The 17,294-nt window shown below is 40.2% G+C and carries 10 protein-coding genes; 3 read left to right on the top strand and 7 right to left on the bottom strand.

Going from position 1 to position 17,294, the window contains the following annotated elements; all coding sequences use genetic code 11:
* The first annotated feature begins 514 nt into the window (after positions 1 to 514).
* Together ACFI6G_RS14275 and ACFI6G_RS14270 are read left to right on the top strand one after the other, a co-directional pair.
* Positions 515 to 1,246 carry a chromosome segregation ATPase gene (locus ACFI6G_RS14275; protein WP_102277839.1) on the top strand — a complete coding sequence of 244 codons (732 nt, stop codon included), beginning with the start codon at positions 515 to 517 and terminating at the stop codon, positions 1,244 to 1,246.
* Positions 1,243 to 2,568, top strand: coding sequence for a relaxase/mobilization nuclease domain-containing protein (locus ACFI6G_RS14270; RefSeq protein ID WP_102277840.1), 1,326 nt, complete (start codon positions 1,243 to 1,245; stop codon positions 2,566 to 2,568). Before ACFI6G_RS14275 ends, ACFI6G_RS14270 begins: the two co-directional genes overlap by 4 nt.
* A 42-nt stretch (positions 2,569 to 2,610) precedes the next feature.
* Here ACFI6G_RS14270 and ACFI6G_RS14265 read toward each other — a convergent pair whose 3' ends face one another.
* The 7 genes from ACFI6G_RS14265 to ACFI6G_RS14235 form a co-directional block, all read right to left on the bottom strand.
* Positions 2,611 to 4,536, bottom strand: a complete 1,926-nt coding sequence (locus tag ACFI6G_RS14265) for a DUF262 domain-containing protein (RefSeq protein WP_102277841.1) — start codon at positions 4,534 to 4,536, stop codon at positions 2,611 to 2,613.
* Positions 4,523 to 5,875 (bottom strand): DUF262 domain-containing protein, encoded by a 1,353-nt coding sequence (locus tag ACFI6G_RS14260; RefSeq protein WP_102277842.1) that lies wholly within the window; start codon positions 5,873 to 5,875, stop codon positions 4,523 to 4,525. Before ACFI6G_RS14260 ends, ACFI6G_RS14265 begins: the two co-directional genes overlap by 14 nt.
* A 168-nt stretch (positions 5,876 to 6,043) precedes the next feature.
* Entirely contained in the window at positions 6,044 to 10,747 is a 4,704-nt protein-coding gene (locus ACFI6G_RS14255) for a DUF3320 domain-containing protein (RefSeq protein WP_462710323.1), read from the bottom strand.
* A gap of 221 nt (positions 10,748 to 10,968) precedes the next feature.
* Positions 10,969 to 11,592 (bottom strand): hypothetical protein, encoded by a 624-nt coding sequence (locus ACFI6G_RS14250; RefSeq protein ID WP_102277844.1) that lies wholly within the window; start codon positions 11,590 to 11,592, stop codon positions 10,969 to 10,971.
* The gene (locus tag ACFI6G_RS14245; protein WP_102277845.1) at positions 11,589 to 12,008 is read right to left on the bottom strand and encodes an AAA family ATPase; all 420 of its coding nucleotides are present in this window, start codon (positions 12,006 to 12,008) and stop codon (positions 11,589 to 11,591) included. The genes ACFI6G_RS14250 and ACFI6G_RS14245 overlap by 4 nt, the downstream gene beginning before the upstream one ends.
* Positions 12,009 to 12,441: 433 nt before the next feature.
* On the bottom strand, positions 12,442 to 14,790 hold the full coding sequence (locus ACFI6G_RS14240) for a hypothetical protein (RefSeq protein ID WP_102277846.1): 2,349 nt from the start codon (positions 14,788 to 14,790) through the stop codon (positions 12,442 to 12,444).
* Positions 14,791 to 14,854: 64 nt separating this feature from the next.
* Complete coding sequence (locus tag ACFI6G_RS14235; protein WP_102277847.1) at positions 14,855 to 15,610, bottom strand: hypothetical protein; 756 nt, start codon at positions 15,608 to 15,610, stop codon at positions 14,855 to 14,857.
* 93 nt (positions 15,611 to 15,703) lie between these two features.
* On the opposite strand from ACFI6G_RS14235, the gene ACFI6G_RS14230 reads away from it, so the two are divergent.
* Positions 15,704 to 16,909 (top strand): MarR family transcriptional regulator, encoded by a 1,206-nt coding sequence (locus tag ACFI6G_RS14230; protein WP_102277848.1) that lies wholly within the window; start codon positions 15,704 to 15,706, stop codon positions 16,907 to 16,909.
* Positions 16,910 to 17,294 lie beyond the last annotated feature (385 nt).

The following is a 17,294-nucleotide window of genomic DNA, read 5'->3' as shown; positions in this document are numbered from 1 at the left end:
TCATTAAAATATAACCTAAATTGTTTTAATTATACATAAGCACCATATTTAACTCATTTCAAACCTAATATATATAGCCTTTGTATATTATCAAAAACCTCTTGATTACTTTATTATACATATACTATCTCTTCTAAAAAATACGATATGATAGCGGATGAAAGCTGATGATATGTAGTAATAGGGGGACGCACTTCTAGTGCGTCAAAACGCAGTTGCGGTGCGTCATTGCGCACTTCTACTGCGTGATAACGCAATTTAATATAATTACCCATATATTTAAATATAAAAATAGCCATATTATATATTACTTTATTTTAATGCAAATACGTGCGTATAATAATATAAACAAAGAACAAAAATAGTAACAAGCTGGTATCGCGCGTTATTATTTGTTCCAAATAATATACACGAAATCATGCCTCACTACGTGAGGTTTCGCTAACAGCCTTACGGCGTTATCGATAATAAACAAAACACTCTAAATAATGAAAATAATAAACAAGAGCTAAAAATGGATATTAATATAAATACAGTCGCAGCTACTGTCATTAGCTGCACTTCTAGAAAACAAAAGCAATTAATCGCTGAATTAATACAGGGACATAACTACTCTGAAGTTGAACTAGTTACCTTATTACCCAGTATTCTCCCCTCCCCTATCGAATCGGGAGTAAGTATCGCAGAGCAACAAGCTCTTATTACTGCGCTTGCTCATACCCTGTGCATCCAAAGTGCTAATCAAGATGAGCTAGCTGAAGCTCAAATATTGATTCATACCGTTAATGCAAATTTTAAGAAGCCACGTAAAGCAGAGAAAGATCTGTACTGCAGAGCAGTGAAAACCAATCTCACAGAGAGAGAATACCAGAACCTATTGGAAGTAATGACAAGCTACCACTACAAATCAGCAAGCCAGTTTCTTCGAGATGTGATTACTCAACAACTAACAGTAAAACCACAACAAGGCCCTGAAATTACGCAATACTTTCAGAGTACTAAACATATTGCTGAAGCTTTAGATTCTTTGATAGAAGAAGGCAATCCTCTACATAATAACGTACTCACTGAGCAATTCAGCGCCGCTCTTCAAAAATTACAACAAACTCTCCAAACAACGAGAAATCTCGCGATTGATTCTCATAATGCTCAAACTGCTGAAATCCTTGCTATGCATTTTCTCGACAGCAGTAAGCTACGAGAACTCTACCGAAATAAGCTTGAGTTAGAGGATGCTGAATTATGATTTTTGAGGAATTGAAGTGCAAAAATGACAGGCAAACCATTCATGATGCTACCCAGTTAGTTCGATATGGAGCGAAGCAAAGTGACGATGTCACACAAATGGTCGACTACTCATCAAGCCAATCTAAGGACGATAATCTAGGGGGAACATCTCATTTCATTTGTGCGAACGAGATTGCTTCTGTTCCCCTATACGCCAGTAAGCAAGATGCTCGTAACATTGATTGGAGCCAAGCGATTGCTGATCTACAGAGTGCTCATCTAACAAACCCAAATACGAAGCAACCCTACCGACACTTTGTTGTCTCCCTTGCTGAAGGGGAACAGTTACCCCACCAGCAGTGGAAAAGTACCATTAAAAAACTTATGAATCACCTCGGTTATGAAAACGCTCGTTATATCGCATACAAACATTCCGATACTGATAATGAGCATGTTCATATTGTCGCTTCCACAACCAATTTACTAACAGGGAAAATTATCTCGAATTGGCAATCTCACCTTCGAGCGCAAGAGATTATGAGGGAACAAGAAGAAGGTCTAGGGTTACAAAACGTGGCTAGTTCAGGGGAACACCATACAAGTTATGATGCTGATATTAATGGTGAAAAGGAAATGACCGTTATTCGTATGATGAGAAGAAGAGTGGATAATGCTATTCGCAGCCTGCCCCCATGTAGCTCATTAACGGAATTTGAAATCGCGCTGCTAAAGCAAGGCATTGAGCTAGAACTCATTCTCGATAAGGCAGGTTCACAGTTTAAAGGCGTTGCTTACCGATTTCATCAATATCGTTTTGCTGGCTCATCACTTCGAAGTGGCAACAAGTACACAATCGGAAAGCTTATCAAAAATAGGGTTCTCAATTCTGATGCTGTATTTATCGATGAATACAACAAACATCACCAAGAGGTCAAACAAGCCACCACTCATTTTGATGTGATAAGGGAACAAGCAATAAAGCATGCAGATCAGCTTAAAGTACAGCTAGAAGAGTACAATCTACAACAATACAGGTTTATGATATTTAGGTTCGCCAAGGTTCATGAAGAGGCAATGATGATGCAAGTCGAGTATTGGTTTGAATATTCCAAAAGAATTCGGTCTACAAGAGACAGAGCAATAATTAAAGCTATTTATGAATTTGAGCGCGGCGTCTACACAGCTGCCAAAACCGTAAACCTCTTATTTTATCACCTAATACTGGCGCTCTTTGAATACTCTCTTCACAAAAACTATCGCCTTAGCATTGAGCCTGTAGAAAAACAGGCTTTGGCACAACATGAAGAGAATAACCACAATGATGCAGTCTATGAGTGCTAACTGCCCTTAATAGAAAGGTGAGGCTCAAAAGCCTCACTTCTACTAGATTTTATTGATCACAATCTTGAGCATATCTACCTCATGACTAAGAATGTTTTCACGCCCTACTCCATCAGGCCCCCAATCCTTATATTCCATCATGATTGCCTGTTTTAAACTCTCAGCACGGTTATTCTCTTGATAGAACTTCTTCTTATCTTGCGGAGAGTAATTACTCAGCCTTGAATTACTACTTGGTGAGATGAGGCAAAGGTTACCAAATCGGTCAACATCATCCATCTTCTTTGCACCTGATGGATCGGTTTGTGGGAAGTAATGTTCGACTGAGGTTCTGAATGCAAATTGAAAGCTTGTGAAGTGCTCTCCTAACGACTCTTTGTTGATTTCACAAACAGAGTTACCTTCTAACAGATGCTTCCAAAGTAGGTAATCCAAACGATTAAATACAAAGTTCTGAACGCCAGTTCCTTGATGCAATACGCCATTGTTCTCTTTATCAAACACCACAACTTCATTGCTACCCGTGATTTCTTGAAAATAACGGTCACTTAAACTTTCCAGTTCAGATAAATAGTGATCACCATCCACTGTGAAATCTGTACTCTGATCTACTCTTTTTTTCAGAATACTCAGAGCATCATTTAGCCAGCGTTTATACACCAATGCAGGATTAGAGACATGGAACATTGCCAAGATCATACGGATCTTTTCATTTAGTTTGCTGTCTTCATCTTTGCCAAATGAGTTGATATAGCTTGGACTGCTTGATGAATTATCTAGCGTCAGTAGACTCCACGCCCGTTTATTCTCGTGTGTATCTGGTTTGATGATATAACGGTCGTATAGCACACGGCATTTAAGTAAGTTTTCAGCAAATTCCTTAGCTTCGACTTTCAAACCTTTCTTGTTACAAAGGAAAGCATCGATCAGCTTCTTATCATCAAGAGAAGTGTTGCTATGTTCGGGTATCAGCTTTAAAACATGGAGTAAGAAGTTTGAGAAGTCGATAACCGAACCAAAGCGCTCTTCTTTCTCTCGTTCTTCGTCTTCGTTGTTTTCACTAGATGCTTTATTGCTAATGATGTCTCGCAGCGTCATGGCATCTTGCTTTTGCTGTTTGGTTTCGTGCTTTTGCTGAATAGCTTCAAAATTCGGTGGCATAGCTTGCCAATCATCACCAAAGATCCCTTTACGCAGATCCGTTTGAAAGCCCATCTGGGCGTAACGTTTCATGTTTGAACACGCATCCCAGATAGTAGAAAAACAGCTTCGCTCATCATCAGCCTTGAGCGTTGCCATGAATTTTGCTTTTAAAACTTCATGCTTTTCTAGCTGCTCACCACGGTTGTTCATGATCTCAAAATAGTGGTTAAGATCAGTTTCTGGTGGAACAATCACTCTTAGTATGGTGACTCTTTTTAACAAATATTCTAGGAATCGCTTAGTTTTATCCCCTTCATCAAGCCCTTTGGTTTTAAAGTAACGCTCGATGATATTGTAGGCTGCATGGATGTTAGGCTCTTCTGACTCGCCATTATTGTTTCCCTTGTAGATATCCTCTAATGCTCGGGAAGATTTAGGACGACTATCGAATGTCAGGTTAATCTCTACCTCATCAAGTTTTTTAGCATCAAGCCCGTCTCGATGTTTCAGGTAAGCCAACAAAATGGAGAGTGTCGTATGCCTTTGCTGACCATCAATGGTTTCAAATATCACATTTGATTGATGAGTGTGAGATGTACGTTGATAAACGACAAGGCTACCCAAGTAATAACGCTCTTGCTTTGCTGTGCCTATATCACCTGATTGTGTAATAAGCCCTGCAGCATCGCTGATATCTTGAATAAGCTGCTCTATTTCAGATGCGCCCCAAGCATAATTTCGCTGATAGATAGGAATCACATACTGAGTTTCTCTGTCGAAAAGTTTTTTAACAGATAACTGTTCGACTTGATTAGTTTGGCTCATTTACTCTTCCTAATTTCATATCATCAATAGACTTTTCTACGTCTTCAGCATTGGTAAATTTTGGCTCTTCAATATAATCAGGTTGGAAATTCAATACCTGCTGAGGGTGAACGGCTTTGTTGATCGCTCTGAACAATCCGCTGCGTGTTTTTGCATGATTATCCACGGTTTCCATACCAATACGCATCCAACGAAGACGTAGGTAATACGCCCAGCGATAGCAGATCTGAGCAGCTTTATTTAACTCCACGTCACCGAACTTATCGTAGTAGTACATTACAGCGCATAAGAATAGGTTTCGTACATAGCTATCCCCTTTGCGGTTACTGCCTTTGTACTTGGTGTGCTCCTCAACAAATGCAGATAACTTCGCATCCTCACCGACAAATAGAGTTGAGTGAATTGCCATATAGTGCTGAATGTACTCAAAGAAACGCTTACCGTTGATCATTACCTGATCAACTTGGAATGGATAGGCTTTAATTTGCTTGTCCCATTTACGTGCGGGATCAGCATTAAAAGTTTCAATCGCATAATCAAGCGCCAGCATGGAATCCACATAGGCGTATTGAGTGCTGTCTAGATTAATGCCTTTGAATACATCAATGTTATGGCGACTGAACTGTATGCCGTAGTCACCATCAACCCAGCGGCGCATACGGAACAAGAACTCTCCCATGATGGTGTGCAAGTTCGCAGAGTCATCATCTGGGTTTACGCCCTGCTCCCACAAGCTAACATGGTGTAGACGCTCAGTTTGCTCTGTTGAGTCCATCATTTCGCGCAGGTGATAAGCCTTTAGCAGATCGTGAGGGGCAAGCGCTTTACCACGAGAGTTTTGTGAATCAAAGAACTGAAAGGCTTCACTGAGGTCATCTAGCGTAACTTGAATAAGCTCGCATTTGTTAAGGACGAAACCGAGCAGCTCCTGCTTTTCTGTATCTGGCAGGCTTGCTACCCGTTCAGAGATAATTTGTGCATTGTTCTTGAGGTTTTCGATACTGACTGAGGATTCAAATTTATGCTCAAGAAGCGTTGATGAGATGGTTTTCTCATCTCCATCAAGAATGGTGCAAAGTAGTGTTAACGTAAGCAGGCGCTGCTGACCATCAACGATGTTGAGACTATCCTTTTCTTTGTCTTTTTCTGGTTCTTTATCTTGATGCAGCACCACCGTTCCAAGCCGATAGCATGGCTTGGTACTGTGATTAAAGATGTCATCAATTAACTGATTAACGTGCTTGGATTGCCACTTGTAAGGGCGTTGGTACTCAGGAATTGTCAGTGATTTTTCCAACAACTGAGATATCGTTTGAGGTTCATTAGAAATGATCGACATAATTAGACCACCAGCTCAACAATAACATCAGGCTTAGTTTGTGAATTTTTAGTAATACTAGTAATCATTTCTACTCTCTCAGTTAGACATAACTTTTATTTATACTTAAGACGTAAAAGGAAAGGGTTCCACTGAGTTACGACTCAGTGGAATACAACTAATATCTCTCTAAGATGTCTGGTAAGTATCGCCTTTTAATTCAAAGTCACCAGACTTAACTTGCTCGGCAAGAACGTTCTCCGTTCTAACTTTCATCGCTTTACTGGTACTAGAAAAGCCGAGAACCTCGGTTATTGATTTCACTAGATCGTCACTTGATATAGAGAATGTATCCTTAACCGTCTCAATGGCTGCCTGCGCAATTTCACCATCATAAATCAGATCATATTTACGCTCATTGGATGGCAGTTCAGCTCGGCTACGGATGGTGATTTCACTTTGACTCGCAATAATAAACTCACCATCAAGATCTACTTTAGCTTGCCTGCTAAGCAAACTAATACCATCAAGGATTGCTCGATTGATTCGCGCACCACTTCGAGAGCTGCCAACGGCCGATAACAAACGAATACTAAGCTGCTTAACGTGAATTGGAGATTCAAGCTCAACCACTTTTAAGATATCTTCCGCTAATGTTGCTGTACTGACATCAGGTATCGTATCCCCCAGTCCAAGGTATAACTGATCCGTTGGGTAGACCTGATAAATCGCAGCAGACGATTGATGTTCAACCTCTACCCTTTCAATCGCAGCTTTAACTTTTGGCTTTGATTGTACAACCTCTTCCACTACTGGCTCTGAATCATAAGCTTCGTAATATGCAATCGCAGATTTAATAGCGTCATCAAGTCTTCCTGTTTCTTTGTGGCGATTGCGGAACCAATCAGTACTCCAGATACGGTGGAAACGCCAACCTAACCCTTCAAGCACACTCTGACGGATGCGATCTCGATCTCGCGCACTCTTAGAGCTGTGATAAGTTGCGCCATCACACTCGACTGCAAGCATATAGCGACCAGGTTTATGTGGATCTCTCACTGCAATATCAATATAGAAACCTGCACAACCTACTTGTGGTTGAACTTGATAACCTAACGAACGAATTGAAGAGATGACTTCTTCTTCAAATGGCGAATCAGGTCCTTTGCCAGTCTCTTCTCGCTTAACCAAATCACCAGTTTCAGCGTAATGTAGGAAGTTCTTCAATGCTCGAACACCAAATGGAGATGCGTCAGTAGTTGGCATCTCCTCACCCTTAAAGTTACTGAAAACTTCCATGCACATACGAGCACGTGAAATAAGCACGTTCAGTCTTCGCTCGCCACCTTCACCATTCAGCGGACCAAAACTCATTGGTAGACGCCCTTCATTCGTCTTGCCATAACCTATGCTGATATAGATAGTGTCACGTTCGTCACCTTGTACGTTTTCAAGGTTCTTAACGAAGAAATCTTCTCCTTCTTCATGCTCCCCAAAGAAATGCTCAAGGTCTGGATTCGCCTTTCTTAAGCGTTCCACCTCAAGAAGAATGGCATCACGTTGGGCTGTACTGAATGCAACCACGCCCAGTGTTTGGTTTGGCGTTGTTTTAGCATGTTTAATCACCGCCTCTGCAACGGCTGCGGCTTCACCTATGTTGCTTCTTGAGCCACCTCGGTCATAAGTGGTATTCGACAAGTAATTGAGGCTCAAGCCTTTTGCATTAGGATTAATGCCAGATGACGGGAAAATCATTAGCTTGTTGTCATAAAACTCTTGGTTTGACACCGCGATCAACGACTCATGGCGGCTACGGTAGTGCCACTTAAGCATTTTTTCTGGCGTGCCTGACGCTAAAAACATCCCCAAGATACTTTCCATATCAGCCGTTAAGCTCTCTTCGGCCTCTTCATCGTCAAGGACTAACTGCTTACCAAAGAAGCTGGTTGGTGGCATTTGTTTCGTATCACCAACAACGATGACTTGTTTACCACGCAGAATAGCTCCAAGTGCATCGGCAACTTTAACCTGTGACGCTTCATCGAAGATAACTAAATCGAAGTCTACAACGCCTGGCTCTAGGTAGGTTGCAATCGACATTGGACTCATCATAAAGACAGGTTTGATCTGCTGTATCACTCGACCCGATTTGTTAAGCAGACGCCTAATAGGCATTTGACGGCGCTTTTTATTAAACTCACGCCTTAACGTTTCTACTTCACCTCTCGCTGATGGGTTCGGTAGATTATCGTAAAGCTGTTTTACCAAAGATTCTTGCGAAAAGTGGAACAATTGACCGTCAATATCACTGAACTGTTCAATTTGTTTTTCATGCTCAACACGATCAAAGTAGCGGATTTCATCTCGTGAATCATATTGATGATCCACTAGCGAACTGTAGTACGTGAATTTAAAGCAATCTTGAATAAGTGTGGACTCTTTCGTCCAAGTGAATGCCTGTTGTCTCCAATCAGAAAGTCCAATGGCATCAAGGTCTGAGCCTAAACGATTAAACCGTGTTAATGGGTAGAACTTCTGAATATCGCTCTCAATCGTTTCAACTTCCTCACATTGCAGGGCATCACATCGTTCAACAAAGGAATTAAGGTCCAATTTCAGCAGTGATGCGAGTTCATTGATTACGCTAGTGCGCTTTTCGATAAGTGCATTAACCTTATCAAGCTCTGTGGTAGTAAAGGAAATTTCCTTTGATGGGTCTAGGTATTGCGCTGCACTGTGATCCAACGTTCCTGATTTAATCCCTGAATGGCATTGCTGCACCCATTGAAGCGGCTTTAGTATCGCTTTCCAGTCTGTGCTCTCATTTTTAAAATGACTGCCGATAGTATCAATTGCCAATTGTGCAGATTCAATAAAGCTTTTTTGAGTCGAACGATACTCCAGTACCGCATCAATCTTCTCAATCCAGTCACTTGCGCCACCAGCAAGCCCATTTTTGCACATGCCTGTATAGGTGCTTTTTGCTTTACGGTAATCGCCAGATAGGAATCGCCACCACTTTTGACCTGTGGTCAGCAACGAGCCACGAATTGGCATCCAATCATAATCTAATGCAGTATCGACAAAATGCTCTGAAAGTTCGGATTTTTGATCTTGTAGCGTTGCACCTTGAAGCGCAAAATCAAGTATCTGATCGCCTTTCGATTCCCAAGCAGGAGCGTTTACATCAACATTCTCAAGCTCGGGTCTATCTGCAATAAGAGATAGGCCATCAAGCACTGAAATGCAATCTGTATAGTTAGCGATCGGTGAGACGTAACCAGCGCAGGCATGAAGAGCTTTAACTTGGTCAATGATCTCTTGCTGTGTTTGCACGACTTCAGCAACAAGCTTTTGCGCCGACTTGTCATCTGATGGCGAATAGTCTTTAAGATTAGTCGATGAAAACAGATTCAGGCTTGGTGCAGCGTGTTCCGTTAGGTAATCGACAACCTCTGTTATTTTGGCGAGGGCTGACAGGTAGTAACTCTTATCCCAAACGTTCAAATCAAAGTCGATACGAGGCAACTCATCTAACTCGATTGAAGCATCGGTAATGATTCGCTCTAACTGTGAACTATAACCTAGAGCATCATGATAGCTGACATCTGTATTGCCGATGCTCTCATTCACCGACTGGCAGTAATCATCCAATTTATTACGAAGAGAAACCAAGCGGTCAATATCTTCACTCCTCTCAGGGGTAACAGGAGCATGCTGCATCAGTGTACTTTCTAATGATGAAAGAACAGACTTCTTATTCGCCTTGTGTGAGTGAAGTTCTAATACTGAATCACCAATATGGCAATTATCTAATCGGCGTTTAACGACATCAAGCGCTGCCATCTTCTCTGCAACAAACAACACCTTTTTGTTGTCAGCTAAAGCTTGAGAGATGATGTTGGTGATGGTTTGAGATTTACCTGTACCTGGAGGGCCTTGAATCACAAGATTCGCCCCTGATTTAGCTGCCAAAACCGCTTCGGTTTGACTTGAGTCAGAATCTAAAACAAGTTGAACTTCTTCAACACGATTTACGTCCATTGGTGTTGAATCAAGCAAGGTTGCGTCACGCTCAAAACCTTCGGTGAACAGCTTTTGGATCACGCTATTTTCCGATGGTTTTTGCCCCTCAGGCCACACATTATCTGATAAGTCCTGATACATCTGAAATTTACCAAACGAGAAGAAGCTCAGTACGATTTTATTGCTCTCGACTGACCAACGCTTTTCACCAGAAATGGCAGTTGCAACCTGCTCTAGATACCCTTGGAAATCATAGCCGCTCTCTCCCTCTTCAAATTCGGGTAGAGCAATACCAAATTCCATTTTAAGCTTTGCAGCAAGAGTCAGGTTTGTACCTAGCTCATTTTCTGTATAGCGAATTTTGTATGAATCACCCGCATCTTCTCGAAAAATCTCAACAGGAACTAGTACTAAAGGGGCATATCTAGGATTGTCTGAATTATCATCTTCAAACCACTTAACAAACCCCATCGCAAGATAAAGAAGATCAACCCCTTGCTCTTGCACAAATGTGGTGGCTTCTGTGCTTAGTTTTAGTAATCGAGTGTCTAATGGCTTTCTAAATAACTGAGTTTGTAAGGCATTATCTGAGTGCCTCTTATCACCATTGGCTTCTTCAAGGTGAGTTGTCAAATCAGTTAAAGATATCGACTTGCTGTCTTCTGTATCCAGAGAGTCTGGAGCAGGTAGGAATGACATCATTTTTGACTCATCAACCAAGTGCTCAAACACCTGTTCAGACTTTTCGTCAACAATGTCTAGAATTTTGGCTCCCTTGCCAACATTAAGTAGTGTATTCCCTCTAAGGCCCATATCAAGGAGTTCTTGACGGCTTTTATCAAAAATATCTTTGAGATTTGAGTTCATCTTTCATTTAGGCCCTTATGCAACATTATCCGTATTTTATCCAAATTTGTAAGTTATGCTATATGACATTGAGCACAATCTGATTATGCAACTCAATAATTCATCACAACTGTATAAAAATAAGCCTTACTAACCTTTTCCAGAACTTTTTGTTATTTCCTTAATACTAAAGAAGCGGCCATTGGGCCGCTTCTTTAGCTAATCAAACCTACTGAGACGTATCACCAATACTCATGATCAACCATTTTCTTATGCATCTGTAACGCGAAGCAGCCATCATTCCAAAATAGCTGGCGTCCGTTGAGTTCACTACATTCTTCAACATAGTCATCGTAGTCTTCTTCGCTATCAAATTTTTTAATACGATTAATCATTTTCTCGCTATTTGCTTCTGAATCGATGGCAACAAGTAAAACTCTAGTTCCTTCAATCTCAGTATATTTTTCTAAATGAATGCCACCCACAATTCCACAACCCGCAGCGCTTGTAGAAGAGTCATTGAGTTGCAAACCAGAACTTTCTTCCAAAAAGTATTTAAAAGAGTACTCTTCGGAAAAGCCTTGTTCAGCCTCGTCTACTATTTTTTGGAAAAAACCATCAATAAATTCTTCATCAAAGTGACCTAGTTCATTCGTATCACTGTAGTTAGACCAGAGGCATTCATCATGACTGATGTCATAAGAAAATATTTGGCAAGAACAATCAAATTCACCGTCAACTAACTGAACCGTAAGTTCCCCTACCCAGTTTACGCCATTGCTCTCTACACTTGATGAGACCAATACATCATAGTTCCCACCATCATTTTTTTGGGCGCTATGGTACTGTACAACGATCTTGTTCATTCCACACCTCCTTGAGCTAATACTGGAGTGAAATGTGGGTCAAGCCTTTCAAACTGAGAGGCCATGCGAGTAACAACTAAATCAGGAACACCATGTAGATTCTGGTAATTACCATCCATTTCGATAACTTGGAAAAGTAATCCCATATCACCCGCTAACGATTTATAAAACTTCATTTCCCAGTTTTTAATAAACGTGTTAGCAACAACTACACTATAACCAGCGGAGAGAAGTCTTTTTGTTTCAAGTTTGCACCAGTTATGTGCATCTTTGATCTGAGCATTATCGTATTGATATCGACCATCTTTATCGATAAAAAATTGATCAGCTTCAACCAATTTTGCATCTAAAGATTTAGCATGGGTTGTCTTGCCTGAGCCTGGAATACCACGGATAAGTGTGAGTTTCTGTGTCATCTTAAAATACCCTTATTACTTGCAATTGAAATTGCGTCATTGGTATTAAAGATGCTGTGAGTTAGCACAACAGAATAGGCATATCTATACGCCAAACGAGGGCTTAGCTTCTTCAAGAAAAGATCTAAGTGAGAGAAAAGAAACTGATTATCAGTTTTAAAACGTTCCATAATGGACTCCATTTACAATATAAAAATATTAACTTCAACTCATTGAATGAGTGCTTTTCGTGAAAAATGCATTGGTAATTCCCAATTTCCATTAAACACATTCATTTATCGTTGTTATATTAAGTTATTATATTGTTATAAGAGTCCTTGAGTTTCCTCATGAACGTTAAAAATCTAACATGTTAATTCTAAATATGTAAAGCTATATTTTTTAACCCAAGAGCTGAACGATCGATTTTCGATCAAATCAATATTCTTATTACTTAATTATGAATACGGCTGGTCATTAACCAATTTTTATACTGTTTTGCTAGTGGTGACATCGATATTCTAGCTTTTTGAGAATTTCCGCCATACCTACCAAGAACAAATCCACACCTAGTTAGCAATGATTTTAAGTAACCTGTTACTTTATATGTCTGCCCCCCTCCGCATTTCTTAGGATACCTAATATGTGGTGGAAAATAGAGATCAAAGGTATCACCATCCATGCTTTCCAATATTCCTGTTACAGAGGATTTGTAGAGAAAATGCCTCGATTTCCCTTCTTCAAAACCATAGCCACTGAACAAGTATTGAAAGATCGAGTTAGCTAGGTGCTGTTTCTGTTTAGAGTAAATGCCGAGCTTAACAAGAGCTGCTTCATCTAGAACAAAAGGAAAGTGAGCAAATAACTCTCGGTCAAAGTTATCATCAAACTTTACATGCTCTAAATTGACCTTACCCAAGTTATATACCATTTTGATATCAAACTTTCTTACCTCAGCGATCCCTATTGATGATAGTGTGTTACTACGCTGATTTCTGACAAAGTCATTCCACGATATATCCTCTGCATTTACTATCGCTAGTAGTTGTCTTGCTTTGAATTCAGTATCAAACTGCCTTTTTTCCTTGGAAGCCCCACTATTATGCTGTAAAGATATTTGGCAAGAGACTTCAAAGCCAAGCCTTTCTAGTGTGAACCACATAGAGAGCGCTAAATGTTCATTCAGCTCTTGTTTCTGTTTTTTAAACTTTAAGTTTTCATCGTAACGCAGACCAAGGTGTGAATAATCACCTGATGATTTAATACGGCGAGTACTTTGCCATTCATGACACCAAAAATTATATTCTTTTGCGCATCGAAAACGTCTAGAAAAATTCACCAACTCGCGAGGGATCAGTGTTGATTCACAAACAACATTCACTACATTACTGTAATTTTCAGTAATTGAAAATCCAGCCCCCAAGCACGGGGATGCCATAATCGCCCTATACTTTGCTAACTCTCGATTCGGATCAGCGAGAAAAGCTTTCTGGGCTGGCATATCCCGATTATCACTATGCAACACCAGAATTCCATCATCCAAAGCTTTCGTTTCGCAATCTAAACCTAGACGGTTCAGATAACCTAGCTGAGCAACTGCCCGTTTCATCGTTTTTAGATTGTCAAACAAACACACTTTATCTCGTTCTAACACTGTTCGAATCTGCTCAGTGCTTAAGAATTCTTTTTTATTCATAACAGTTGCCGTCAATGAGTTATAAGGATTTTCGGTACACTCAATAATCGACAGCTCTCCACGAACCTGCTTTAAGAAAGATAACGAATTATCTGTAAGATCAGCGTCAGCCACTATGACCTTTGGTACTGTCTTTAAAATTTGGACTAATGCTTCAAAAACTCTATCTGCTTGCATTGTTCGACAGTTTTCGCTGCACACTAGAGTCTTGTAGACCTTCTCGAACTCATCAATAAGCAACGTACTAGCTGAACAAATCTTTTCAAGTATGTGGGGTTTCCAAATACTATTAATGACGCAACCCATGCTGTTAGCTTGCATTAACTTTCCTAAGTCTTGCTCATGATAAGAAGCACTACTTGTTTTCTGGCAAAATTGGTCAACCAGTGAAATCAAATGTGATATATAAACTATCTTGTTACCTACGGATGCTTCTGTTGCGATTGGAGCATATACATGGCTAGTTTTTCCAACACCTGTAGCCGCTACTATTGCCGTAGTTGAAGTGAGCTTTGAATGATCTAGATCTGTTAAACTACCTATTTGTTGATGGTTGTCAGCCGAGGTAATTTTAAAATCATCCTCAACACCCTTTCTCACCGCATTTATCCTACGGTTGAGACATCTAATAAAGGGGCCTTTCAAGCTCTCGTCAAGGACATGAGTAGTTGCACAATCCTCAGCGCAAGAAAAGACAAAAGGAATTTCTCTAATCGCTATCTTCGATGCTAGTTGAGCTAGATTTCCAGAACGTGTTAACTCGAATGCTTTGCATAGATACTCAAGCTTTGCATGTTTAGAACTCGGTAGTGATTCCGAAATCGACACATCAAACACTGTACAGCCAAGACCAAAGTAGTTTTCTTTTAGAAGCTTAACGGCTCCCTTACGAAAATTTTGGCTATCAATGGCGATAGTTACCCTACAATTGGCATACCTGTAATATTCACATACTTGTTGTACATTTTTTTCATCCAAGGGAATGACAATTGTCGCTGACTCTGATTGAAAGTTGATTTGGCTTGATGCCTTGACCACGATATTTTTCGTGTCTCGTTCCCGCTCAACAAAATGAGCAAAATTATGATTCTTAGCTATTATTTTCATTGTTCTTATTCTTATTTAAGCTTTCTTAAACAGGCACTGAGTGCCTGCATTTCTAAAGGGGATATTAGGTTAGGCTTTGCTGTGATAGGTACTGCTCTAAACGGCCTTCAAGACGATATCTTTCAGTATTTGCTGAATCACACTCACGTTGTAGCTCTCGGTATTGTTCGATCAATTGGCAGCTGCGAGTTTCCAGTTGGCGATTCGCTATTTTCAATTCATCAATCTCTTCCTGATATTCCATTGTTCTAACTTGCAAGCTACCTACTTCGGCTTGACAAACTTTTAGATTCGCAATCTGCTCTTTTAGCGTATCAATCAGTTCATCACCCTCTGATAATTGACGCATCAGGATTGACTTCTCAGCTTCAAATTGAATCGACTCCTCAGCTAATGCTACTTCGATTTCGCTCTGCACGTGGTGCCAGATAGCATCAATATCAATTTTGATCGAGCCTAGAAGTCGCTGTGAAAACTCTTGGGGCACTGTTTCTAATGGTAGGTTTGGTGAGCACAACGCTATATACGCTTCGTAGGCAGCTCTGGACTTATAAAATTTACCTCCCACCGCTTCATTAAGTTGAGTGACATTTTGAATTGGTTTGCCTGATCTTTCTCCTTGTTTCATTGCGGAGTAATAGTCCGAGAACGGCTTACCTTTTTGAATGCTGTAGCCTGAGTTCTTCAGTCTTCCTTCAAATGATGCCTTCATCCGTAGGTAAGTTTGGTCAGTAAAGTCAGTTCGCTGAGTCAGTTCGTCTGTCAGTAAGTCATTTGTTGCCAGCGTACTAACTGACATAGTTTGATTTCGTCTTTTCATCTTATTTTTCTTATTTATTGGTTGGACATGACTCCACTATAAATTTTCTGTACCATCACGGAAAAGCCCAAATAACCACGCAACCCTATTGACATGAGATATAGAGAACTAGAAGTAGAGTTAGTACTGAACTTGAATAGGCTTAAAGTTACAGCATCACAAAAAGGACTTAAGCTTCTCAAGAAAAAGCATAGTGATAGCTGTGGCATTCTTGTCTCTAGCGCATTCACTCAGCCCCAACTATCATCCTATTACTCAAATCTGCTTTCTGAAACGCTCACTTTTTGCAAAAAATATGAGGGATTAAAACCTCAAAATATTGAAGAATTAGTACGTTATTGCGGTGGGCTAAAAGCAACTGTAAATAACATTCAACATGCATACGTATTTGAGTTATCAGTGAGGTTTGATGATGAACTGGAGTTCTTACTTTATGCAATCGAAAGCGCACTAATCAAAGCTATAAGCGTTACAAACCAAACACAGAAGTGGCTGTCTTATGAAGTCGCTGATGAAAAGGGAATATTGGGGACTTACAATGCACAGTACAACATTCATTTGCCTATGTGCGCCCTATGCTGGAAACGGACCAACTCATTTAGTTTTTATTGCAATGAGCATAATTCGATTCGTAATAAAAAATCGTACAATTCTGCTGTTAGAAAAGTTTTCTCATTTACGACCAGACACTCTTCGAACACAGGTTTAACCAGTTTTGCCAATGGTTATACAAAGAAGAATGGGAAGCAAAGGAGGCTGGCTACGAAGCTTTTCGGTATGGTGAATGACACCGTTCTGCCCGTCTTCAATGTTCTCAGTTACCTGACTGAAACACACTGGAAATCATATGCTGAAACGATCATTATCTACACAAAAAATCACTACCCTACTAGCTTTCATCGCTTAGATCTGGCAAAAGATTTAAGGCAATTTAGTGCCTACGACTCTTTGTTGGATTGGGGGTACATGGTAATTGACTGCTTAGATAATTCAGGAAATGAATCATCTAGCTGGAAAAGTTCACAAGAGTTAATTCATCTCAATAACGATCAATTAAGACTTACTTTACTCCATATTTTAGCGAGGTATGAAGCGACACAACGCATATACCAACCATTAAAATCAGGCCCTATGAAAGGTTATGGTGTCGATATAGATAAGCGTGAAATCCTAACAGAACTCTACAACAATCAAATCAGGGAAAATGGTCATGTGAATTTATCTCAGATTGCTAGAGAAATGAAGCTATCCAGGCAACGCGTTAGTGTTCTAGCTAAAAATCTAAAACTGGGGAACTAGCTTGCCTAAAAAGTGCATTTGCTCAATTTGTATATATAACTAGAACAAAATGCGCTTTCTCAAGCACAAGCAGCAAGCGCTTGTGTTAATTCTACAGTCCGCACCAATCAAGCAAAATCTCACTAACTCGAAAATGGACAAAACCTTGTTAGCGTCATTTCTAAATTAGCATTTAGCTGATTATTTTAGGCATCGAAAAACCGCTAACCTTGAGGCCAAATTCATTTATCCACTATATTCGTGTTAATCCGCCATGTGGCGGATATCTTATACATCGTACTGTTTCTTAGCAGTGAAGACTTCCGACGAAACCGTTTTTGGATGGTAACCCTGCCCCTTAGGTTGCACGATAAACTGCAATGAGTCCGACAAAGCTACAGGGTTC

Source organism: Vibrio sp. PSi01 (genome assembly GCF_054960695.1).
This window is presented reverse-complemented; position numbering and strand designations above follow the sequence as displayed.